Origin of the sequence: Curtobacterium sp. MCPF17_003 (assembly GCF_003224385.1) — a bacterium.
Taxonomy (GTDB): Bacteria; Actinomycetota; Actinomycetes; order Actinomycetales; family Microbacteriaceae; genus Curtobacterium; species Curtobacterium flaccumfaciens.
The window spans coordinates 67,960-88,737 of the sequence record NZ_QKLC01000003.1 but is presented as its reverse complement, the minus strand read 5'-3'; the positions used below and the strand labels follow the sequence as shown (position 1 = coordinate 88,737).

The window sequence follows — 20,778 nt, the reverse complement described above, 5'->3', positions numbered from 1 at the left end:
TGTTACTTCGCCGCGGCGTCGATCGCGGTGATGACGGTGCTCAGGTCGTCCAGGCGCTTGCCGTCGACGACGATCGTCGGCGTGCCGAAGCCCTGCGTTCCCGCGAGCGCCTCGTTCGTGGTGACGGCCTGCGTGGACTTCGTCACCCAGCCCTTGAACTGCTCGGACGACAGGCACTCGGACAGGTCCGAACCTGTCGCGCCGCCCGCCTTGACGAGCTTCGCGATCTCGGAGTTGGTCAGGCCCTTGGTGCCCTCGGCCGGCTGGTTCTCGAAGAACTGCGTCTGCACGTCGAGGAACTTGTCCGGCGCGTAGTTCGCCACGCACATGGCGGCGTTCGCGGCACGGCTGGCGTAGCGGGAGCCCGCGTAGCTGCGGTCGAGGATCGACACCGGCTGGATCGCCAAGGTCACGTCGCCCGACTTCACCTTGTCGAGGATCTGGTCGGAGTAGGCCGCCTCGAACTGCTTGCAGACCGGGCAGGCCCAGTCGACGTACTCGGTGACCGTCACGGCACCGTCGCTGTTCGCAGTCGGGACCGGCGAGGCCGAGCCCGTCGCGGAGACGGCCGGCGTGGTCACCGGGGTGACCTTGCCGTCCTGGCCGGTGAACTGGATCGCCCCGGTGGCCATGTTCTTCGGTCCCGCTGCGGACACCACGGGCGCGTTGTTCACGTTCACCACGACGATCGCGATGATCGCGGCGATCGCCACGATGCCCAGGCCGATGCCGCCCTGCAGGAACCACTTGTTGCGGCGCTTGCGGCGCTTCTCGGCGTCGGCTCGCTGGCGTGCGACCTCTCGGGCGTGCTGACGCCGCTCGTTCTTGGTGGGTCGGTCGTTGTTCGTCACGTCGTGCCCGCCGCTCAGGCGAACCAGAGCGCGAGCTCGCGCGCGGCCGACTCGGGGCTGTCCGAACCGTGGACCAGGTTCTGCTGCACCTTGAGGCCCCAGTCGCGGCCGAGGTCACCACGGATGGTGCCGGGCGCGGCCGAGGTCGGGTCGGTGGTGCCGGCGAGCGAGCGGAAGCCCGCGATCGCACCGTTGCCGGCGACGCGCACGGCGACGACCGGACCGGACTGCATGAACTCGACGAGCGGCTCGAAGAACGGCTTGCCCTGGTGCTCCTCGTAGTGCGCGTCGAGCAGGTCGCGCGGTGCGGTGAGCATCTTCAGGTCGACGAGCTCGTAGCCCTTCGTCTCGATCCGGCGGAGGATCTCACCGGTCAGCTGGCGGGCGACGCCGTCGGGCTTGACGAGGACGAGGGTCTCTTCGAAGTCGGACACGCAGTACTCCCTGTGTTCGGGGTCGAATGTGGTGGTCAGTCCTCGCCCATGGCCGCTCGGCGCGCGGCGTTCTGGCGGTCCAGTTGACCGCCCTTGACGAAGCAGAAGACCCACAGCGCCAGGAACACCACGGCGACCGCGAACATGAACGGTTCGATGAACCCGGTGGCGAGGATGGCCGCCTGCAGCAGCCACCCGAACCCTACACCGGCGGGGTTGCCCGTCAGACGTGAGGCAGCTGCGAGGACGATGATCGCGCCGATGCCGCCGCCGAAGGCCGCTGCGGGCGGAAGCGTGCCCTTGCCGAAGACGACGAGCATGGGGAAGAAGAACATGATCGCCTCGAGCACCAGGGTGATCGAGAGCAGGCTCTCCTGCGCCCCGCGTTCGCGGCGCGGCTTCCGGGTGCGCGGTGCGCGGCCCGGCCGGGAGGCCCCTGGTGCGTCCGTCACTTCGCCTCGCCTTCGCGGTGCACGAGGTCCATGACCGCGCCCACCATCACGATGGAGCCCGCGACGAGCACGAGGGCGTCCTCGGCGTCCGCCTCGTCGGCCAGGCTGCGCGCTTCCTGCAGTGCGGACGCCAGGGACGGCTCGACGACGACGCGGTCCTCGCCGACCTCGTCGACGACGACCCGGGCGAACTCGTCCGCGTCGAGCGCTCGCTCCCCCGGCGGCTGCGTCACGACGAACGTGGCGACGGTGTCCTTGAGCGCGCGGACGAACCCGCGGGCGTCCTTGTCTCCGAGGATCCCGACGACGCCGACGACGTGCTCGGACGGGAACGCGACCGGCAGCGCCTCGGCCAGGGCCTTCGCACCGTGCGGGTTGTGCGCGGCGTCGACGACGACGGTCGGGTCGGTCGCGATGGGCTGCAGGCGACCGGGGCTCGTCGTGCCGGCGATGCCCTCGGACAGGACGTCCTCGTCGAGGGCCTGGGCCCCGCGGCCGAGGAACGACTCGACCGCCGCGATCGCCACGGCGGCGTTCTCGGCCTGGTGCCGGCCGAACAGCGGCAGGAACAGGTCGTCGTAGCGGCCGGCGATGCCCTGCACGGTGATGAGCTGTCCGCCCACGGCCGGGGTGACGTCGACGACGCTGAATCCCTGCGAGCTCGGCCTGCCCGCCGCTTCGCGACGGTCAGGTACCGGCTCGAAGGGGCCCACGGCGCCCTCGACGGCCAGCGTGGACTCGGTGAGTTCGGCGGCGCGCTCGAGTTCGGCGAGGGCCTCGGGGACCTGCCGGCTCGACACCACGGCGGACGACGGCTTGACGATGCCCGACTTGGTGCGGGCGATCTCGGCCACCGTGGCACCGAGCTGCTTCGCGTGGTCGATGGCGATCGGCGTGAACACCGACACCTGGCTCTGCACGACGTTGGTGGAGTCCCACTCGCCGCCCATGCCGACCTCGATCACGGCGACGTCCACCGGCGCCTCGGCGAAGCACGCCAGGGCGAGCACGGTGAGCGCCTCGAAGAAGGTCAGCGGGAGTTCGCCCTTGTCGGCGAGCTCGCGGTCGGTGATCTCGAGCACCGGGGCGATGTCGTCCCAGTTCTCGACGAACCGGTCCGCCGCGATCGGCTGGCCGTCGACCACGATGCGTTCCCGGATCGACACCAGGTGCGGGCTCGTCATCAGACCGGTGCGCAGACCGTGTGCCCGGACGATGCTCTCGATGGTGCGCGCGGTCGACGTCTTGCCGTTCGTGCCCGTCACGTGGATCACCGGGTACGCCAGGTGCGGGTCGCCGAGCAGCTCGACGGCGCGGCGGGTGGCGGTCAGCCGGCGCTCGGGGGCCTGTTCACCGATGCGGGCGTACAGGGCGGCCTCGACGCGGCGGACCTCGTCGTCGTCGCCCCCGTAGGGCACGGCGTCGGCTGGAGCGTCTCCGGAGGGGCCGACCGGGATCCGGATGCCGTCCTCGTCGCGGCCGTCGAACTCGTCGTGTCCGACGAACTCCTCGTTCGCCTCGTGGTCGTCGTACTGGTCGTCGTCACTCATGCGCGTGCTACCTCCACGGATACCTTCGCACCGTCACCGACGTCGGTGGTGGTGTCGTCCGCCCCGAGGGGCAGGATCTCGACGCTCGTCGCCAGGGTCTCCCCCGCGATGAGCTCCTGGTGCGCGCGGACCGCGCCGTCGGCCGTGTCGTCCACCCGGAGGGTCAGGGCGATGCGGTCGCTGACGTCGAGGTCGGCGTCGCGGCGGGCCTGCTGGACGGCGCGGACGACGTCGCGGGCGAGCCCCTCGGCCTCGAGTTCGGGCGTGGTCACGGTGTCGAGCACCACGAAGCCGCCCTCGTCGAGGAACGCCACGGCCACCGAGGCGTCGGCCACGGTGAGGTCGAGCGAGTACTCGCCCTCGATCAGGTCGACGCCGCCGACGGTCACGCCGGAGTCGGTCGCGGTCCAGTCGCCCTTCTTGGCTGCCGGGATCACCTGCTGCACCTGCTTGCCGATGCGGGGGCCGGCGACGCGGGCGTTCACGGTGAGCTTCCGCTCGATGCCGTACTGCGCCAGCGACTCCTCGGCCTGCTCCTCGAGCACGACGCGCTTCACGTTGAGCTCGTCGCGCAGGATGTCGGCGAACGGTTCGACCGCCGCCGGGTCCGGCACCACCAGGGTCAGCGTGGCGAGGGGCAGCCGGACGCGCTTGCCCGTGGCCTTGCGGAGCGCCAGCCCCTTCGAGGCGACGTCGCGCACGCGGTCCATCGCGTCGACGAGGGCGTCGTCGGCGCGGAACTCGTCGGGGTCCGGGAAGTCCGTCAGGTGGACGCTGCGCCCACCGGTCAGGCCCTTCCAGATCTCCTCGGTGACGAGCGGCGCGAGCGGGGCGGCGACCCGGGTCAGGGTCTCGAGCACGGTGTACAGCGTGTCGAACGCCGCGCGGGTCTCGACCCCGGCGTCCGCGTCGGCCCCGGTCCAGAACTTGTCGCGCGAGCGGCGGACGTACCAGTTCGTCAGCACGTCGGCGAAGTCGCGGACGGCCTGGGCAGCGAGCGGGGTGTCGAGCGCTTCGAGGTGCGTCCGGACGTCGGTGACGAGGACCCGGGTCTTCGCGAGCAGGTACCGGTCGAGCACGTCGGTCGAGTCGGTCCGGCGCTGGGCCCGGTACCCGTCGGGACCCGAGGCGTTCGCGTACAGGGTGAAGAAGTAGTACGTCGACCACAGCGGCAGCATGAACTCGCGGACGCCCTGGCGGATGCCCTCTTCGGTGACGACGAGGTTGCCGCCGCGGATCACCGACGAGGACATCAGGAACCAGCGCATGGCGTCGGCGCCGTCGCGGTCGAAGACCTCGGAGACGTCCGGGTAGTTCCGGAGCGACTTGGACATCTTCTGGCCGTCCGAGCCGAGGACGATGCCGTGGCTGATGACGTTCCGGAACGCCGGTCGGTCGAACAGCGCGGTGGAGAGCACGTGCATGACGTAGAACCAGCCGCGCGTCTGCCCGATGTACTCGACGATGAAGTCGGCCGGGCTGTGCGACTCGAACCACTCCCGGTTCTCGAACGGGTAGTGCACCTGGGCGTACGGCATCGACCCGGAGTCGAACCACACGTCGAACACGTCGGTGATCCGGCGCATCGTCGAGTTGCCCGTGGGGTCGTCGGGGTTCGGCCGCGTCAGATCGTCGATGAACGGGCGGTGCAGGTCGACCTCGCCCTCGCCGTTCAGCGGCAGGCGGCCGAAGTCGCGCTCGATGTCGGCGAGCGAGCCGTACACGTCGGTGCGCGGGTACTCGGGGTCGTCGGACTGCCACACCGGGATAGGCGTGCCGAAGTAGCGGTTGCGCGAGACCGACCAGTCGATGGCGTTGCCGACCCACTTGCCGAACTGGCCGTCCTTGACGTTGTCCGGCACCCAGTTGATGTCCTGGTTGAGCTGGCCCATGCGGTCGCGGAGCTCGGTGACGCGGACGAACCACGACGAGACGGCCTTGTAGATGAGGGGCTTCCGGCACCGCCAGCAGTGCGGGTAGCTGTGCTCGTAGGACGCCTGGCGGAGCAGTCGCCCGGCGTCGCGGACGGCCTTCGTCAGCGGCTTGTTCGCGTCCGACCAGAGCATCCCGGCGACCTCGCCGAACTGGGACGTGAAGACGCCGCCCTCGTCCAGCGACAGCACGACGGGGATGCCGGCTGCTGCGCAGACCTCTTGGTCGTCGGCACCGTAGGCCGGGGCCTGGTGCACGATGCCGGTGCCCTCCCCGGTCTCGACGTACTCGGCGACCAGGATGCGCCAGGCGTTGTCGTACCCCTCCTGCTCGGCCAGGAAGTCGAACAGGCGCTCGTACTCGACGCCATCGAGCTCGGCGCCCGTCAGCGTGCGCGCGACGGCGGCGAGCGCCTCGTCGCCCGAGGCGTAGCCGAGCTCCTTCGCGTGCGCGGCCACGGTGTCGGACGCGAGGAGGTACGAGGCGGAACCCGCTTCGCCACCGTCAGCCGCGCCTCCAGGGCCCGCCGGGACGACCGCGTACGCGATGTCCGGGCCGACCGCGAGGGCGGCGTTCGTCGGGAGGGTCCAGGGGGTCGTCGTCCAGGCGAGCGCACGCACACCGGCCAGGTCGAGCGCGGAAGCGCGGTCGCCGTGCAGCGGGAACGAGACCGTGACGGACTGGTCCTGGCGCATCTTGTAGACGTCGTCGTCCATGCGCAGCTCGTGGTTGGACAGCGGCGTCTGGTCGTTCCAGCAGTACGGCAGGACCCGGAAGCCCTCGTACGCCAGGCCCTTGTCCCAGAGCTGCTTCCACGCCCAGAGCACGCTCTCCATGAAGGTGACGTCGAGGGTCTTGTAGTCGTCCTCGAAGTCGACCCAGCGCGCCTGGCGGGTGACGTACTCCTGCCACTCGTCGGTGTACTGCAGCACGGACTTCTTGGCGGCGGCGTTGAAGACGTCGATACCCATGGCGTCGATCTCGTGCTTCTCGGTGATGCCGAGCTGGCGCATCGCCTCGAGCTCGGCGGGCAGGCCGTGGGTGTCCCAGCCGAAGCGGCGGTGCACCTGCTTGCCGCGCATGGTCTGGTAGCGCGGGAAGACGTCCTTGGCGTAGCCCGTCAGCAGGTGCCCGTAGTGCGGCAGGCCGTTGGCGAAGGGCGGGCCGTCGTAGAAGGTCCACTCCGGGCAGCCCTCGCGCGCGTCGATGGACGCCTGGAACGTGTCGTCGCGCTTCCAGAAGGCGAGGATGCCCCGCTCGACGGCGGGGAAGCTCGGCGAGGGGACGACGCCATCGGCATCGGCGTTCAACGGGTACGGCACCGGGACTCCTTGTGGGTTCGCTCAATCTCCACGAGGACGGAAGCAGGTTCCGCGGTACCACCTCGTTTGCCGCCCAACGTGCGCTGTGCGACCACTCTGTGTCGGGGGTGGTGACGGTCCCGAACCCGCCCGGTTCTACTGACGGAGGCGCTGATGCGCTCCGCGTTCTTCCGGAAGCTCCCCGGTGATGGCCGGATCGACGCTCTTGGAACACGACTTTACCGGACGGGAGCATGCTTGAGTGATGGCCGCAGAAGAACGCCCCGAGTCACTCGTCACCGTCCTGATCGCGTTCGGGGCGAACCTGCTCGTCGCGATCGCGAAGACGATCGCCTCGCTCGTCTCGGGTTCGGCCTCGATGGTGGCCGAAGCGGCGCACTCCTGGGCGGACACCGGCAACGAGGTGTTCCTGCTCGTCGCGGAACGACGCGGCGGCAAGAAGCGGGACACCGCGCACCCGCTCGGGTACGGACGCGAGACCTACATCTGGTCGATGTTCGCCGCGTTCGGCCTGTTCACGGCCGGTGCGATCGTCTCGATCTACCACGGCATCTCGGAGTTCGGGGACACCGGGCCGGCCGAGGACGTCGTGCTCAACTACGTCGTGCTCGGGGTCGCGTTCCTGCTCGAAGGCACGAGCTTCCTGCAGGCCTACCGGCAGGCGCACGGTGCCGCGACCAAGCGCAAGGTCCCGGTGCTGCGGCACGTGCTGCAGTCGTCGAACCCGACGCTCCGTGCGGTGTTCGCCGAGGACGCGGCGGCGCTGATCGGCCTGGTCGTGGCGTTCCTCGGGGTGTTCCTGCACCAGGTCACCGGGCTGGCGGTCTTCGACGCGCTCGGCTCCATCGCGATCGGTGTGCTGCTGGGGGTCGTCGCGATCGTCCTGATCGACCGCAACCGCCGGTTCCTGCTCGGCGAGAGCACGTCCCCCGAGCTCGAGAACGCGGTGCTCGTCGAGCTGCTGGGCCGGTCGCAGGTCGAGCGGGTCACCTACCTGCACCTGGAGTTCGTGGGGCCGTCGCGGGTGTACCTCGTCGCGGCCGTCGACCTGACGGGCAACGAGACCGAGGAGCACGTGGCGGTGCGGTTGCGTGACGTGGAGAAGTCGCTCGAGGACAGCCCGTACATCGAGGAGGCCGTCCTCACCCTGAGCTACCCGGGCGACGAGTCGCTGGTGCCGACCGACGGCGACGTGCCCGAGGTCGTCCGGGACGGCACCGCTTCGGACGTGGCGTCCGGCGGTGCGGGGACCCTGCGCACGGAGTGACGCGTCCGAGGCCGGACGGGTGGGCGTCGGGCGAGCTTCGGGCGGTCGGGAGGGTCGTGGCTTGGCCGAGAAACGCCGTCGTGTTCCGCTGACGCCGCCAGGTCGCCAACACACCGCCGAACGTGGCGGCGTCTCGCGAGCTGCGCGGCGTCTTGCGAGGACGCCGGCGTGTTGCGCGCACGAGAACGCGGCCCACCACCGGACTGGAGGCGCGGCACCAGCCCGCAACGAGCCTCCCGGCCCGCCACCGGCTGCGCCCACCGCACGACGCCGGCGTCTGCGTCTGCGCATCACGCCGGCGTCACCGCGAGACGCCGGCGTCACCGCGAGACGCCGCCACGTGCGCGAGACGCCGCCGAATTCGGCGGCGTCTCGCGGGGAACGGGGCGTGGTGCCGACACGACCGCGTCTTGCGTCAGGACCTTCGCGCAACACGATCGCGTCTCGTCGCGGCGAAACGCCGGCGTGTCAGCGGGCGTCGAGGCCCGCGACCACCGGGGTGAGCGCCGCCGCGACGTACTCGACGAGCGCACGGCGGCCGACCCCGTCGGTGACCCACACCCCGAACGCAGCGGCGGCGGCCCCGAGCATCGCGCCGGACACCGTCTGCGGCCAGAGCGAGCGCGGCTGCTCCCCCGTGCGGCCCGCGACGAAGGCGGCGACGGCCTCGTGCTGCGCCGTCACCCGGACCGCGGCGCCCGCCACCAGCTCGGGCCCGATGCCCATCACCTCGGCCTGCGCGACGGCCCACGGAACCCGCTCGGGGTCGTGGGCACGGGCTGCGGCGAGGAGCGCCTGCTCGACGGCCCGGACGACGCTCGGCTCGGTCGACGCGGCGAGGTACCCGGGCAGCCCGGCGACGGCGGCGTCGAGCTCGAGCCACATCACGTCGGCCTTCGCCGGGAAGTAGTTGAAGAACGTCGCGCGGCTGACCCCGGCGCGGGCGGCGATCTGGTCGACCGTGGTGCGTCCGTACCCCTGCTCGAGGAAGAGCTCGGCGGCGGCGTCCGCGAGCACCTCGGCGCTCGATCGTCGGGGGCGGCCACCGCGGCGGATCGGTTCGTCCATGGGCCCCAGTAAACCGCTAGACTCGATCCGCCATGATCTTGGACTCAGTACAGAAAACCCTCACCGCAGTCGCGGGCGCCTCGGCGGTCCTGCTCGTCCTGGCTGCCTGCAGCGGACCGGGCACGAGCACCGGGAGCAGCACCCCGGTCGCGGGCGGCACGCTCACCTACGCCTCCGGCGACGCCGAACCGACCTGCCTCGACCCGCACGTCGGCGGCAACTACCCGCAGGCGCTCCTGGCGACGCAGTACATCGAGGAGCTCGTCGGGCTCGAGGACGGCAAGCCGACACCCGAGCTCGCGACGAAGTGGACCACGAGCGACGACGGGAAGACCCTGGCGTTCACCCTGCGTGACGACGTCTCCTTCACCGACGGCGCCCCGTTCGACGCCGCTGCGGTCGTGGCGAACATCGAGCACGTGCAGGACCCGGCCACCGCCTCGAGCACCGGCTACCTGGCACTGCAGTCCATCACGAAGGCGACCGCCACCGACGAGCACACCGTCACGCTGACGCTGAGCCGGCCGGACAGCGCGCTGCTCGAGTCCTTCTCGCAGCCCTGGGTGGGCATGGAGTCCCCGAAGGCTCTCGAGCGCGAGCAGGCGACGAACTGCGAGTCCCCCGTCGGCACCGGCCCGTTCCGGGTCACCGGCTGGAAGCACGGCGACCGCGTCACCCTGACGAAGAACACCGACTACTGGGGGGCGACGAAGCCGCGCCTGTCCGGCATCACGTGGCGGTTCCTGCCGGACTCGACCTCGCGCTACGCCGCGCTGCAGTCCGGCCAGGTCGACGTGATCGACAACGCCCAGCCCGACCAGCTCAAGGCCGCGTCGGCGAAGGGAGCGATCCGCGACCTCGACGCCCCGCGCCCCGGCGCCTCGAACCGGCTCGAGCTGAACTCCGGTCACGGGGTCTTCCGCGACGAAGCGGTGCGCCAGGCCTTCATCGCCGGTGCCGAGATCGACCCCGGCCTGCAGTCGCTGTTCCTCGGCACCGCGAAGCGCTCGTACTCGGTGCTCTCGAGCGCTGAGCCGCTCGCGTACTCGGAGAAGAGCCGGTTCGACCACTCTCCGTCCAAGGCGAAGCAGCTCCTCGACGACGCCGGGTGGAAGGTCGGCTCGGACGGCATCCGCGAGAAGGACGGCCAGCAGCTCACCGTGACGTTCCCCGTCTCGACGAACCAGTCGGTGCCGGCCGAGCGCAGCCTGTTCCAGCAGATCCAGGCGTCCGAGAAGGCCGTCGGGTTCAAGGTCGTGCTCGACGAACTCGACCTGTCCAGCTGGTACGCCGCCCTCGCAGCGAACGAGTACGACCTCGTCAGCGCCCCGTACACGAAGGTCGGCCCCGACGTCCTGCGCATCCTGTACGAGAGCGCGAGCATCGAACCGGCACCGTCCGGCTACTTCGCGAACCTCGCCCAGCTCGACGACCCCGCGCTCGACCGGCTGCTCGAGCGGGCCGCCCGCACCTCGGACGCCGACGAGCGCGCCGACCTGTACGAGCAGGCCCAGAAAGCGATCCTGGCGAGCGGCACGGTGCTCCCCCTGTACGACCAGCAGAACCACTTCCTGGTGCGCTCGGCCGTGCACGGCATCCAGACGACCCCGGTCTCGACGCCCTGGTTCGGCACCGCCTGGATCGACCGCTGACCCGGATGCGATGGGTCTGGTGGGCCGTCCGGCGGCTCGCCGGGGGCATCGGCGTGCTCTGGGCCGTCGCGACGATCGTCTTCGTCGCGATCCGGCTCATCCCCGGTGACCCGGCGCTCGCGATCCTCGGCGGACCGGGCTCGCAGGCCTCGGCCGAGGCCGTCGCCCAGGTCCGCCACGAGTACGGCCTCGACCAGCCGGTCCTGGTGCAGTACGCGGTGTTCCTCGGACGCCTGGTGACCGGCCAGCTCGGGGACTCGTACGCCTTCCGCACCCCGGTCGCGACGCTCCTCGCCCAGCAGCTGCCCGTCACGCTGACGCTCGCGGTCGCCGGCCTCGTCGTCGCCTGGGTGCTGGCGATCATCGCCGCGTGGGCCTCGACGCAGCGCGGCCGGATCGCCGCCGGGCTCACCAGCGCCCTGAGCGTCACCGCGAGCGTGATGCCGCACTTCTGGCTCGGCAGCGTGCTCATCGTGGTGTTCGCCACTTCCCTGGGGTGGGTGCCGGCGGTCAGTGACGGCACCGCGCGCGGGTGGGTGCTCCCGGTGCTGACCGTGGCCGTGCCGGTCGCCGGGTACCTGGCCGAGACCGTGCGCGACGGCGTGGTCGACGCGCAGCGCTCGGCCTTCGCACTCGCCGCCCGGGGCCGGGGCGAGACCCGCGTCGGACTGTTCGGACGCCACCTGCTCCGGCACGCAGCGCTGCCCGGGATCGCGCTGTCCGCGTGGGCCTTCGGGTCGCTCGTCTCCGGAGCCGTGGTCGTCGAGTCCGTGTTCGCCCTGCCCGGCATCGGCCGTGCCCTCGTCACCGCCGTCACCCAGCGGGACATGCCGCTCGTCGCCGGCATCGCGATGGTGTCGGCGGCAGCGTACGTCGTCGTACTCGCCGTGGCCGACCTGGTCGAGCGTGCCGTCGACCCGCGCAGCACCGCACGGAACGCGACCTCCCGCCCTGGCGACGCGCGACGCCGTGGACCCGGCCGTCCGGCGGGCGCGCGGTGAGCGGGATCGCCGACCCGGGCCTCCAGACCGGAGCGCCCGGCCACCAGACCGCCGCCGGCACCGAGCGCGTCCGTGGGGGGACGCTCGGCGCCGGCGGCATCGCCGCGGGGGTGGTCGTCCTGGTCGCCGTCGTGGCGGCGGCGTGGCCCGCCCTGCTCGGCGGCGGGGACCCGCTCGCGGTGCACCCCGCAGACGCCCTGGCTGCGCCCAGCGGCGCGCACCCGTTCGGCACCGACGAGTCCGGCCGCGACGTCCTGGCACGGGTGGTCGCGGGGACCCGGGCATCGCTCGTCGTCGGCGTCGCCGCGACCCTGATCGGCGGCGGCGTGGGCGTCCTGCTCGGCGTCGTCGCCGGACTCGGTGCCGGGGCCGGACGACCCGGACGCCTGCTCGACGCCGTCATCGGCCGCGTCACCGAGGTCGCGTTCGCCCTGCCGCTGCTGCTCGTCGCCCTGGTCGTCATCGCCGTGACCGGTCCGGGTCCGGTGCCGGCGGTGCTCGCGGTCGGGTTCGCGACCGCTCCCGGCTACGCCCGGATCGTGCGCGGCCTGGTCCGGACCGCCCGGAGTTCGCAGGTGGTCGAGACGGCGGTGCTGCTCGGCCGCTCCCCCGCCCGCACCGTGGTCCGGCACGTGCTGCCGACGGCGCTCTGGCCCGTCGTCGCCGTCGCCACGCTCGGCGTCGGGCAGGCGGTCGTGTGGGCCTCGGCGCTGAGCTACCTCGGCGTCGGCACGCCCCCGCCCGCGCCGGAGTGGGGCGCGATGCTCGCCGACGGTCGCACCTACCTGCAGACCGCGCCGTGGATGAGCACCTTCCCCGGACTCGCGATCGTGGTGCTCGCGACCGCCGTCACCGTGCTCGGCCGGGCGATCCGACGGACCGGGGCCACGCGGTGAGCGCCGTCCTCGACGTCCGCGGGCTCACCGTCGCCATCGGTGGCACCCCGATCCTGCACGGTGTCGACCTGCGCGTCGACGCCGGCGAGTGCGTCGCCCTGGTCGGGGCGTCCGGCTCCGGCAAGACCGTCACCGCCCGCGCCGTGCTCGGCCTGTCCGTGCCCGGCGCCGCCGTGCAGGCCGACGTGTTCGCGGTCGACGGTGTCGACGTCGACGGGTACACGGACCGGCGGTGGCGCCGGCTGCGGGGATCACGGGTCGGCTACGTCGGCCAGGAGGCCCTGGGCGCGTTGGACCCGCTGCGCCCCGTCGGGCGCGAGGTCGCCGACAGCCTCCGCCTGCACACCGAGATGCGTGCGGCCGAGCGCGTGGACGCCGTGCGCGACGCCCTGACCGCGGTGGGCCTCGACCCGGACATCGCGACCGACGGTCGGCTCGCCGGAACGCTGTCGGGCGGGATGCGACAGCGGGCCCTCATCGCCGCGGCCACCGTCGGGTCCCCCGCGCTGCTGGTCGCCGACGAACCGACGACCGCGCTCGACGCCGGGGTCGCCGTCACCGTGATGGAGCAGCTGCGGGCGGCGCAGACACGGGGCGCCGGACTGCTCGTCATCACGCACGACCTGGGGCTCGTCGCGGGGTGGGCCGACCGGGTCGCCGTCGTGCACGAGGGCCGGATCGTCGAGGAGGGCGCGGTCGCCGAGGTCTTCGCGGCACCGACGCACCCCGCGACCCGGGCGCTGGTGCGCGCGGCCGGTGCTGCGGCGGCGCCCGCTGCCGTTCCGCCCTCGCACGGTTCGGAGCCGACCTCGCACGGTGCGAGGGGGGTGCTCGCGGCGCAGGGACTCTCGCGGGGGTACGGCGAGCTGCTCGCGGTCGACGACGTGTCGTTCGGGCTCGAGCGGGGACGGGTGCTCGGGGTGATCGGCGCCTCGGGCTCGGGCAAGACGACGCTGGCGCGGATGCTCCTCGGGCTCGAGACGCCCGACGCCGGCACGGTGACGCTCGACGACGAGCCCTGGGTCCCGCTGCCCGAGCGCGAGCGACGCCCACGACGGCACCGGCTCGCGGCCGTCGTGCAGGACCCCGGCGCGACGTTCGACGAACGGTGGAGCGTGGAGCGGGTCCTCGCCGACGCGTTCTCGCGCGGTGACGAACGGCGGGCTCGCGATGCGCTCGGCGAACGGGTCGACGCGGCACTGCGGCAGGTCGACCTCGACCCCGTGCTGCGGTCCCGCTCCCCCCGCACCCTGTCCGGCGGGCAACGGCAGCGGCTCGCGATCGCCCGCGCCCTGGCGACCGACCCCGAGGTGATCGTGCTCGACGAGCCGGTGACCGCCCTCGACGCCACGGTGCAGGACGCCGTGCTGCGGCTGCTCGAACGGCTCCGCGACGAGACCGGGGTGGCGATGGTGTTCGTGTCGCACGACCTGCGAGCGGTCCGTCGGATGGCGGACGACGTCCTCGTGGTGCACCGCGGCGCGGTCGTCGAGCACGGACCGGCCGCCGAGGTCTTCGCGCACCCCGCCCACCCGGTGACCACACGGCTGCTGCACGCCGCCGAGCGGCTGGCAGCGGGCCCCGCCGCCGACGGGTCCGCCACCGACCTCACGGGCTGAGCGACAGTCCACGCGCGCTCGCGCCCGTGGACTGTCGCTGCGCGCGTGACGTCACCGCGGCCCCGTGGTCAGGAACCGGAGGGTTCCTTCTGCGCCGCGTCGGCCGAGATGATCGGGATCTCGCTCGTCGAGAAGTCCTTCGCCCAGTCGGACTTCGCGAGCTCCGACGTCGGGTCGTTGTAGTCCTCGATGACGCCGGCGATCTCGTCCTCGGAGCCGACCGTCGGGCCGGAGCCCATGAGCGGGCTCGCGGCGGTCTCCTTGGTGAAGTACACCGCGACCAGGCCGATCACGGCGGCGAGCATCAGGTAGAACGCGGGGATGTCCTCGGCCCAGCCGTACCCGGCGTCCTTCGCGGCGTTGATGAGCGCGGCGGTCGCGAGCGGGGTGGTCCCGCCGAAGAGCGACACCGACACGTTGAACGCGATCGCCAGGGCGCCGTAGCGGATGATCGTCGGGAACAGCGCGGGCAACGTCGACGGCATGGTCGAGGTGAACGTGACCAGCACGACGCCGAGGATCAGCAGGCCGGCGAAGACGCCGACGCCGGTGCCGGTCTGGACCAGCTTGAGGGCCGGCCAGGACAGCAGGATGAAGCCGATGCAGCCGGCGGCGAGCACCGGACGGCGCCCGAACCTGTCGGACAGTCGGCCACCGAAGGTGATGACGACCATCATGAGCAGCATCACGATGACGATGAGGATCAGGCCGAACGTGGCGTTCTGGCCGAGGTTCTGCTCGAGGTAGGTCGGCATGTACGACAGCAGCATGTAGTCGGTCACGTTGAAGACCAGGACCAGGCCGATGCAGATGATGAGCGAGCGCCAGTTCTCGGCGAAGAGCTTGAGGAACGGGGTCTTCTGGCCCTCGCGCTCGGCGGCCTGCTCCTGCTGCTTCTGGAACGCCGGGGTCTCCTCGAGCTTGAGACGCAGGTAGAGGCCGATCAGGCCGAGGGGCCCCGCGATGATGAACGGGATGCGCCAGCCCCAGCTGAGCAGGGCGTCCTCGGACAGGCCGAACTGCAGGCCGGTGACGATCGAGGCGCCGAGCACGTAGCCGGCGAGGGTGCCGAACTCGAGCCACGAGCCCATGAAGCCGCGGCGCTTGTCGGGCGAGTACTCGGCGATGAAGGTCGCGGCGCCGCCGTACTCACCACCGGTCGAGAAGCCCTGCACGAAGCGGGCGACGAGCAGCAGGACCGGGGCCCAGAAGCCGATCGTGTCGTACGACGGGATCAGGCCGATCATGAGCGTGCCGGCGGCCATCAGGATCATCGTCAGCGCGAGGACCTTCTGGCGGCCGATCTTGTCGCCGATCGGGCCGAACACGGCACCGCCGATCGGGCGCACGATGAACGCGGCGGCGAAGAAGCCGAACGTGGCGACGATGTTCGCCGCCGGGTCGCCCTGCGGCAGGAACACCTGCGAGATGGTGACCGTCAGGTACGCGAAGATGCCGAAGTCGAACCACTCCATGGCGTTGCCGAGCGCGGCAGCCGCGACGGCACGCTTGAGCAGCGACTCCTCGACGACGGTGACGTCGTCCTTCGTCAGATCGCGACGAGCGCGCTTCGCGGCGCCCTTCGTGCGCAACGGCCGATCGCCGTGCTGGTGGGGTGCGTTGTTCGGTGCCAAGTCGTTCCTCCGGGGTGCGGTGCTTCCTTCGGGCGTCCGGCGGACGGCGACGTTGCAGCTCCTGCGAACCCTGCGCTCGCCGGACAAACCCAGGAAGACTAGCAGGCTCCGGGCGTGTCCGACAGTTCGGTGTGCTAGGCGCCGATCGGCGATGGCCGCGAGCCGCCCGTCGTCCGGCTGCGCGCCCGTGCGCGGCCGCTACGATTGGGGCACCGCGCGTCAGGCGCGGAACACTCAGGCACCTCATCACGGACTCGGTGCCGCACACACGGACGGAAGGTGCACCATGACCAAGCCCATGCCCGAGAAGCCGAGCGTCGACGGACTGGAGCAGGTCTGGGGGCCCGTCTGGGAACAGGACGGCACCTACCGCTTCGACCGCGACGCCGCCGGTCACCGCGACGCCGTGTGGTCGATCGACACCCCGCCGCCCACCGCCTCCGGCTCGCTGCACATCGGCCACGTGTTCTCGTACACGCACACCGACCTCAAGGCCCGGTTCGAGCGCATGCGCGGCAAGCACGTGTTCTACCCGATGGGCTGGGACGACAACGGCCTGCCCACCGAGCGTCGCGTGCAGAACTACTACGGGGTCCGCTGCGACCCGACCCTGCCGTACGACCCCGAGTTCACGCCGCCGTTCGAGGGCGGGGACGGCAAGTCCTCGAAGGCCGCCGACCAGCTGCCCGTGTCGCGCCGCAACTTCATCGAGCTGTGCGAGCGCCTGACCGTGCAGGACGAGCAGCAGTTCGAGGAGCTCTTCCGCACGCTCGGCCTGTCGGTCGACTGGACCCAGTCGTACCGCACCATCGACGACACCTCGCGGGCCAGCGCCCAGCGCGCGTTCCTGCGCAACCTCGAGCGTGGCGAGGCCTACCAGGCCGACGCCCCGACCCTGTGGGACGTCACGTTCCGCACCGCGGTCGCGCAGGCCGAGCTCGAGGACAAGGAGATGCCCGGCGCGTACCACGGCATCGCCTTCCACCGCACCGACGGCGGCGACGACGTCGTCATCCAGACCACCCGCCCGGAGCTCCTGCCCGCCTGCGTCGCCCTGGTGGCACACCCGGACGACGAGCGGTTCCAGGACCTCTTCGGCACCACGGTCCGCTCCCCCCTGTTCGACGTCGAGGTCCCGGTGCTGGCACACCACCTGGCGCAGAAGGACAAGGGCGCCGGCATCGCGATGGTCTGCACCTTCGGTGACACCACCGACGTCGTGTGGTGGCGCGAGCTGCAGCTGCCGAACCGCGCGATCATCGGCTTCGACGGCCGCGTGCGTTCCGACGAGCCCGCCTGGATCGAGTCGGCGACGGGCCGGGAGCTCTACGCCGAGATGGCCGGCAAGACCGTGTTCTCGGCCAAGAAGGTCGTCGTCGACGCCCTGACCGAGTCCGGCGAGCTGATCGGTGACGTCAAGACCATCCAGCACCCGGTGAAGTTCTTCGAGAAGGGCGACAAGCCCCTCGAGATCGTGTCGACCCGCCAGTGGTACATCGTGAACGGTGCGCGCGACGAGCAGCTGAAGAGCACGCTGCGCCAGCGCGGCGAGGAGATCGCGTTCCACCCGGACTTCATGCGCGTCCGCTACGACAACTGGGTCGGTGGCCTCTCCGGCGACTGGCTCATCTCGCGCCAGCGCTTCTTCGGCGTGCCGCTGCCGGTCTGGTACCCGCTCGACGCCGACGGCAACCCGGTGTTCGACCAGCCGATCGTGCCGACCGAGGCGCAGCTGCCCGTCGACCCGGCCTCCGAGCCCGCCCCCGGCTTCACCGAGGACCAGCGCGGCGTGCCCGGCGGGTTCCAGGGCGAGCTCGACGTCATGGACACCTGGGCCACCTCGTCGCTCACCCCGCAGCTCGCGGGCAAGTGGGAGACCGACCCGGCGCTCTACGACCTGGTGTACCCGTACGACGTCCGCCCCCAGGCGCAGGACATCATCCGCACCTGGCTGTTCACCACCGTGCTCCGCAGCCAGCTCGAGGCCGACGTGGTCCCGTGGAAGCACGCCTCGATCTCCGGCTTCATCGTCGACCCCGACCGCAAGAAGATGTCGAAGTCGAAGGGCAACGTCGTCACGCCGCTGTCGATCCTCGAGCAGCACGGCGCCGACGCGGTCCGCTACTGGGCCGCCTCGTCGAAGCTCGGCACCGACGCGGCGTTCGACCCGCAGAACCCGAAGCAGATCAAGGTCGGCCGCCGCCTGGCGATCAAGGTGCTCAACGCGGCGAAGTTCGTCTACGGCTTCCCGCTGCCCGAGGGCGCCACCAGCGTCACCGAGGCACTCGACGTCGACATGCTCGCCGAGCTCGGCGCGGTCGTCGAGCAGGCCACCGCGGCGTTCGACGGCTTCGACCACGCCCGTGCCCTCGAGATCACCGAGCGCTTCTTCTGGACGTTCTGCGACGACTACCTGGAGCTCGTGAAGGAGCGCGCCTACGGCACCGCGTCCGACGCGACGCACGAGACGCAGGCGAGTGCGGTCCTGGCGCTGCGCGGCGCGATCGACGTGCTGCTCCGGCTGCTGGCACCGTTCCTCCCGTACGCGACGGAAGAGGTGTGGGCCTGGACCCACGACACCAGCGTGCACCGGGCCTCCTGGCCGACCGCGGCCGACCTGCCGACCGACGCGGCCCCCACCGGGCTGCTCGCGGCCGTCGGACAGGCGCTCATCGGCATCCGCGGCGCGAAGACGGCGGCGAAGGCGTCGCAGAAGACGCCCGTGACGCGTGCGGTCGTGGCGGCACCCGCCGAGACGCGCGTGCTCATCGAGCGCGCAGCGGTGGACCTGGCGGCCGTGGGCCGGATCGAGAACCTGTCGTTCGTCGACGGCGACGAGCTCGCCGTCACCGAGATCGAGCTCGCGGAGCAGCCGGCGTCGTAGGCTCGCGCACGACGCATGGTGAGCAGGAATGGTCGGGTCCGTCAGGCGGACCCGACCATTCCTGCTCACGAAACGAACGGACTGGAGGCACGGATGCAGTTGGGCACACGCTGGAACGTGGGTGGGGAGCCGCCTGCGCGACTGCCCGAGGTGATGGTCGTCGCCGTGCGCGAGGTCGAGGACGAGCTCGCGGCGGAGTCCGTCGACACGGCGACGTGGGGCTGGACCCTGACGTTCCTCGAGGGCAAGCCGATCGTCGAGCTCGACGACGGGACCTCGATCCACCTCGACGCGCTCGGGCACGCCCAGGTGACCAACCCCGACGACGCGGGCGAAGAGGACTAGCGCGCGGCGCACTGCGCGTGGTCCGCTGCGCGGACCTCGCTCGGTGTGCACGAATGGTCGGGTCCCCGGTGGGGACCCGACCATTCGTGCTCACGCTGCGGGCGCCCCCTCCGGGGAGCGCCCGCGTGATCGCCGAGGGATCAGGACTCGGCGAGCCAGGTGCGCAGGACCTCGTTCACCTCGGCGGTGTGCGTGGTGAGCAGGCCGTGCGGGGCGCCCTCGATCTCGACGTACTCCGCCGCGGGCAGGGCCTGGGTGAAGCGTCGGCCGGTGGCGTCGATGGGCAGGATGTTGTCCGACGTGCCGTGCACGATCAGGGCGGGGACGGTGACCTTCGGGATGTCCTGGCGGAAGTCGGTCGGCCAGGTCAGGGGTGCTGCAGCGGACGCGATCGAGCCGGAGCCGGCCGCGATGTTCCAGGCGTTGCGGACCTGCTCCTCGGAGATGCGGGAGCCGAGGTTCTCCGACAGGTTGAAGAAGTCCTGGTAGAAGTTCGTGAAGTACGCGTAGCGGTCCTTCGCCACGTCGGCGGCGACGCCCTCGAAGAACGACATCGGGCCGGCGCCGTCGGGGTTGTCGTCGGTGATGGCGAGGAACGGCTCGAGCGAGGCCAGGAACGCGACCTTCGCGATCCGGTCCTCACCGTGGCGGCCGATGTAGCGGGCGATCTCACCGGTGCCCATCGAGAAGCCGACGAGGATCACGTCGCGCAGGTCGAGGGTCTCGAGGACCGTGTGCAGGTCGTCGGCGAAGGTGTCGTAGTCGTAGCCGGTGGACGGCTGCGAGGACTGGCCGAAGCCACGGCGGTCGTACGTGATGACGCGGTAGCCGGCCTCGAGGAGCATCGGGACCTGCCCCTCCCACGAGTTGCCGTCGAGGGGGAAGCCGTGGATCAGCACGATCGGCTGCCCCTGGCCCTTGTCCTCGTAGTGGAGTTCGATGTCGACGCTGTTCTCGGTTCCGACGGTGATGGCACCCATGATCGTTCCTTCCCTGGGTATCGCGGAGAACGATCGTTCTCCGCCGATGTGGACTACAGTAGAGAACGCCCGTTCCCGGCGCAAGTCGAGAACGGTGAACACTCAGGGAACGGGGTACACACATGGCCACCAGCACCGTCGAGCCGGACGTCCGAGCACACATCGTCGAGGTCGCGGACCAGCTGTTCTACACGCGCGGGATCCAGTCCGTGGGGATGGACGAGATCCGGACGGGCGCAGGGGTCTCCCTCAAGAAGCTGTACGCGGCGTTCCCCGGCAAGGAGCAGCTCATCGCCGCGGTGCTCGCCGGCCGCCACGACATGTGGGAGCAGGGCGTGCACGGCGCGGTCGAGGCTGCGGCCAGCCCGCGCGACAAGCTCCTGGCGGTCTACGACTTCCTCGAGTCGTGGTTCGGCGACGACACGTTCCGCGGCTGCGGGTTCATCAACGCGTTCGGCGAGCTCGGCGCGACCTCGCCCGCGGTCGCCGAGATCGCGCGCGAGCACAAGGACTCGTTCCAGCGGTTCGTGCAGCGGCTCACCGCCGAGGTCGTCACCGACCCCGAGCACGCCGAAGAGCTCGCCGCGCAGCTCGCACTGCTCGCCGAGGGCGCGCAGACCACCGCGGCCATCGCCGGCACCACGGCGCCGGCCGCGCACGCGCGCCGAGCCGCGGTGACCCTGATCGACGCCGCGATGCGCTGACACGCGACCACGATGCGGACGGGAGGCCCGTGGCGAGACCGCCACGGGCCTCCCGTCCGCTCGCTGGTCGCGCCGGGCGCGGGTGCGCTCCCCGGGTCGTTCCGGGCGTACCTGGTCGTTTCGGGCGTACCGGGCGTACCTGGTGCTTCCGGGCGTACCTGTTGTTTCCGGGCGTACCTGGTGTTTC

General features: G+C 71.4%; 16 protein-coding genes. 8 read left to right on the top strand and 8 right to left on the bottom strand.

Annotation, left to right across the window (positions count from 1 at the left end):
- Window positions 1-2 precede the first annotated feature (2 nt).
- From DEJ30_RS04420 to ileS, 5 genes are read right to left on the bottom strand one after another with little or no spacing between them, the layout of a single operon-like run.
- Window positions 3-851, bottom strand: coding sequence for a thioredoxin domain-containing protein (locus DEJ30_RS04420; RefSeq protein ID WP_110859224.1), 849 nt, complete (start codon window positions 849-851; stop codon window positions 3-5).
- A gap of 14 nt (window positions 852-865) precedes the next feature.
- On the bottom strand, window positions 866-1,285 hold the full coding sequence (gene ndk, locus DEJ30_RS04415) for a nucleoside-diphosphate kinase (protein WP_110859223.1): 420 nt from the start codon (window positions 1,283-1,285) through the stop codon (window positions 866-868).
- A gap of 35 nt (window positions 1,286-1,320) precedes the next feature.
- Window positions 1,321-1,737, bottom strand: coding sequence for a DUF4233 domain-containing protein (locus DEJ30_RS04410; protein WP_110859222.1), 417 nt, complete (start codon window positions 1,735-1,737; stop codon window positions 1,321-1,323).
- Window positions 1,734-3,287 (bottom strand): folylpolyglutamate synthase/dihydrofolate synthase family protein, encoded by a 1,554-nt coding sequence (locus DEJ30_RS04405; RefSeq protein ID WP_181420001.1) that lies wholly within the window; start codon window positions 3,285-3,287, stop codon window positions 1,734-1,736. The genes DEJ30_RS04410 and DEJ30_RS04405 overlap by 4 nt, the downstream gene beginning before the upstream one ends.
- Window positions 3,284-6,541, bottom strand: coding sequence for an isoleucine--tRNA ligase (ileS, locus tag DEJ30_RS04400; RefSeq protein ID WP_110859221.1), 3,258 nt, complete (start codon window positions 6,539-6,541; stop codon window positions 3,284-3,286). Before ileS ends, DEJ30_RS04405 begins: the two co-directional genes overlap by 4 nt.
- Window positions 6,542-6,785: 244 nt before the next feature.
- Here ileS and DEJ30_RS04395 point away from each other — a divergent pair, with 244 nt between their 5' ends.
- A complete protein-coding gene (locus DEJ30_RS04395; RefSeq protein ID WP_110859220.1) occupies window positions 6,786-7,808 on the top strand; it encodes a cation diffusion facilitator family transporter in 1,023 nt (340 codons plus the stop codon).
- Window positions 7,809-8,276: 468 nt separating this feature from the next.
- Here the strand turns inward: DEJ30_RS04395 and DEJ30_RS04390 are convergent, their stop codons facing one another.
- Window positions 8,277-8,876 carry a TetR family transcriptional regulator gene (locus DEJ30_RS04390; protein WP_110859219.1) on the bottom strand — a complete coding sequence of 200 codons (600 nt, stop codon included), beginning with the start codon at window positions 8,874-8,876 and terminating at the stop codon, window positions 8,277-8,279.
- A gap of 32 nt (window positions 8,877-8,908) precedes the next feature.
- On the opposite strand from DEJ30_RS04390, the gene DEJ30_RS04385 reads away from it, so the two are divergent.
- The 4 genes from DEJ30_RS04385 to DEJ30_RS04370 are packed head-to-tail and all read left to right on the top strand — an operon-like array spanning window position 8,909 to window position 14,044.
- Entirely contained in the window at window positions 8,909-10,528 is a 1,620-nt protein-coding gene (locus tag DEJ30_RS04385) for an ABC transporter substrate-binding protein (RefSeq protein ID WP_110859218.1), read from the top strand.
- A 5-nt stretch (window positions 10,529-10,533) separates the two neighbouring features.
- Window positions 10,534-11,529, top strand: a complete 996-nt coding sequence (locus DEJ30_RS04380) for an ABC transporter permease (RefSeq protein ID WP_110859217.1) — start codon at window positions 10,534-10,536, stop codon at window positions 11,527-11,529.
- Entirely contained in the window at window positions 11,526-12,425 is a 900-nt protein-coding gene (locus DEJ30_RS04375) for an ABC transporter permease (protein ID WP_110859216.1), read from the top strand. The genes DEJ30_RS04380 and DEJ30_RS04375 overlap by 4 nt, the downstream gene beginning before the upstream one ends.
- Complete coding sequence (locus tag DEJ30_RS04370; protein ID WP_110859215.1) at window positions 12,422-14,044, top strand: ABC transporter ATP-binding protein; 1,623 nt, start codon at window positions 12,422-12,424, stop codon at window positions 14,042-14,044. The genes DEJ30_RS04375 and DEJ30_RS04370 overlap by 4 nt, the downstream gene beginning before the upstream one ends.
- 68 nt (window positions 14,045-14,112) lie before the next feature.
- On the opposite strand, the gene proP is transcribed toward DEJ30_RS04370, so the two are convergent.
- Window positions 14,113-15,678: a glycine betaine/L-proline transporter ProP gene (gene proP / locus DEJ30_RS04365; protein ID WP_258369813.1), complete on the bottom strand. Its 1,566-nt coding sequence runs from the start codon at window positions 15,676-15,678 to the stop codon at window positions 14,113-14,115.
- Between the two features lie 286 nt (window positions 15,679-15,964).
- Between proP and valS the strand changes: the two genes are divergently transcribed.
- Window positions 15,965-18,562 carry a valine--tRNA ligase gene (valS, locus tag DEJ30_RS04360; RefSeq protein WP_258369812.1) on the top strand — a complete coding sequence of 866 codons (2,598 nt, stop codon included), beginning with the start codon at window positions 15,965-15,967 and terminating at the stop codon, window positions 18,560-18,562.
- Between the two features lie 93 nt (window positions 18,563-18,655).
- On the top strand, window positions 18,656-18,907 hold the full coding sequence (locus tag DEJ30_RS04355) for a hypothetical protein (RefSeq protein ID WP_181420000.1): 252 nt from the start codon (window positions 18,656-18,658) through the stop codon (window positions 18,905-18,907).
- 140 nt (window positions 18,908-19,047) lie between these two features.
- On the opposite strand, the gene DEJ30_RS04350 is transcribed toward DEJ30_RS04355, so the two are convergent.
- A complete protein-coding gene (locus tag DEJ30_RS04350; protein WP_110859214.1) occupies window positions 19,048-19,887 on the bottom strand; it encodes an alpha/beta fold hydrolase in 840 nt (279 codons plus the stop codon).
- A 122-nt stretch (window positions 19,888-20,009) separates the two neighbouring features.
- Here DEJ30_RS04350 and DEJ30_RS04345 point away from each other — a divergent pair, with 122 nt between their 5' ends.
- Window positions 20,010-20,591, top strand: a complete 582-nt coding sequence (locus DEJ30_RS04345) for a TetR/AcrR family transcriptional regulator (protein ID WP_110859213.1) — start codon at window positions 20,010-20,012, stop codon at window positions 20,589-20,591.
- Window positions 20,592-20,778 lie beyond the last annotated feature (187 nt).

Bases quoted from the DNA above. Each gene is read 5' to 3' on its own strand.
- DEJ30_RS04405 (WP_181420001.1), bottom strand. From the start codon at position 3,287: ATGAGTGACGACGACCAGTACGACGACCACGAGGCGAACGAGGAGTTC.
- DEJ30_RS04395 (WP_110859220.1), top strand. From the start codon at position 6,786: ATGGCCGCAGAAGAACGCCCCGAGTCACTCGTCACCGTCCTGATCGCG.
- DEJ30_RS04390 (WP_110859219.1), bottom strand. From the start codon at position 8,876: ATGGACGAACCGATCCGCCGCGGTGGCCGCCCCCGACGATCGAGCGCC.
- DEJ30_RS04385 (WP_110859218.1), top strand. From the start codon at position 8,909: ATGATCTTGGACTCAGTACAGAAAACCCTCACCGCAGTCGCGGGCGCC.
- DEJ30_RS04380 (WP_110859217.1), top strand. From the start codon at position 10,534: ATGCGATGGGTCTGGTGGGCCGTCCGGCGGCTCGCCGGGGGCATCGGC.
- valS (WP_258369812.1), top strand. From the start codon at position 15,965: ATGACCAAGCCCATGCCCGAGAAGCCGAGCGTCGACGGACTGGAGCAG.
- DEJ30_RS04355 (WP_181420000.1), top strand. From the start codon at position 18,656: ATGCAGTTGGGCACACGCTGGAACGTGGGTGGGGAGCCGCCTGCGCGA.
- DEJ30_RS04350 (WP_110859214.1), bottom strand. From the start codon at position 19,887: ATGGGTGCCATCACCGTCGGAACCGAGAACAGCGTCGACATCGAACTC.
- DEJ30_RS04345 (WP_110859213.1), top strand. From the start codon at position 20,010: ATGGCCACCAGCACCGTCGAGCCGGACGTCCGAGCACACATCGTCGAG.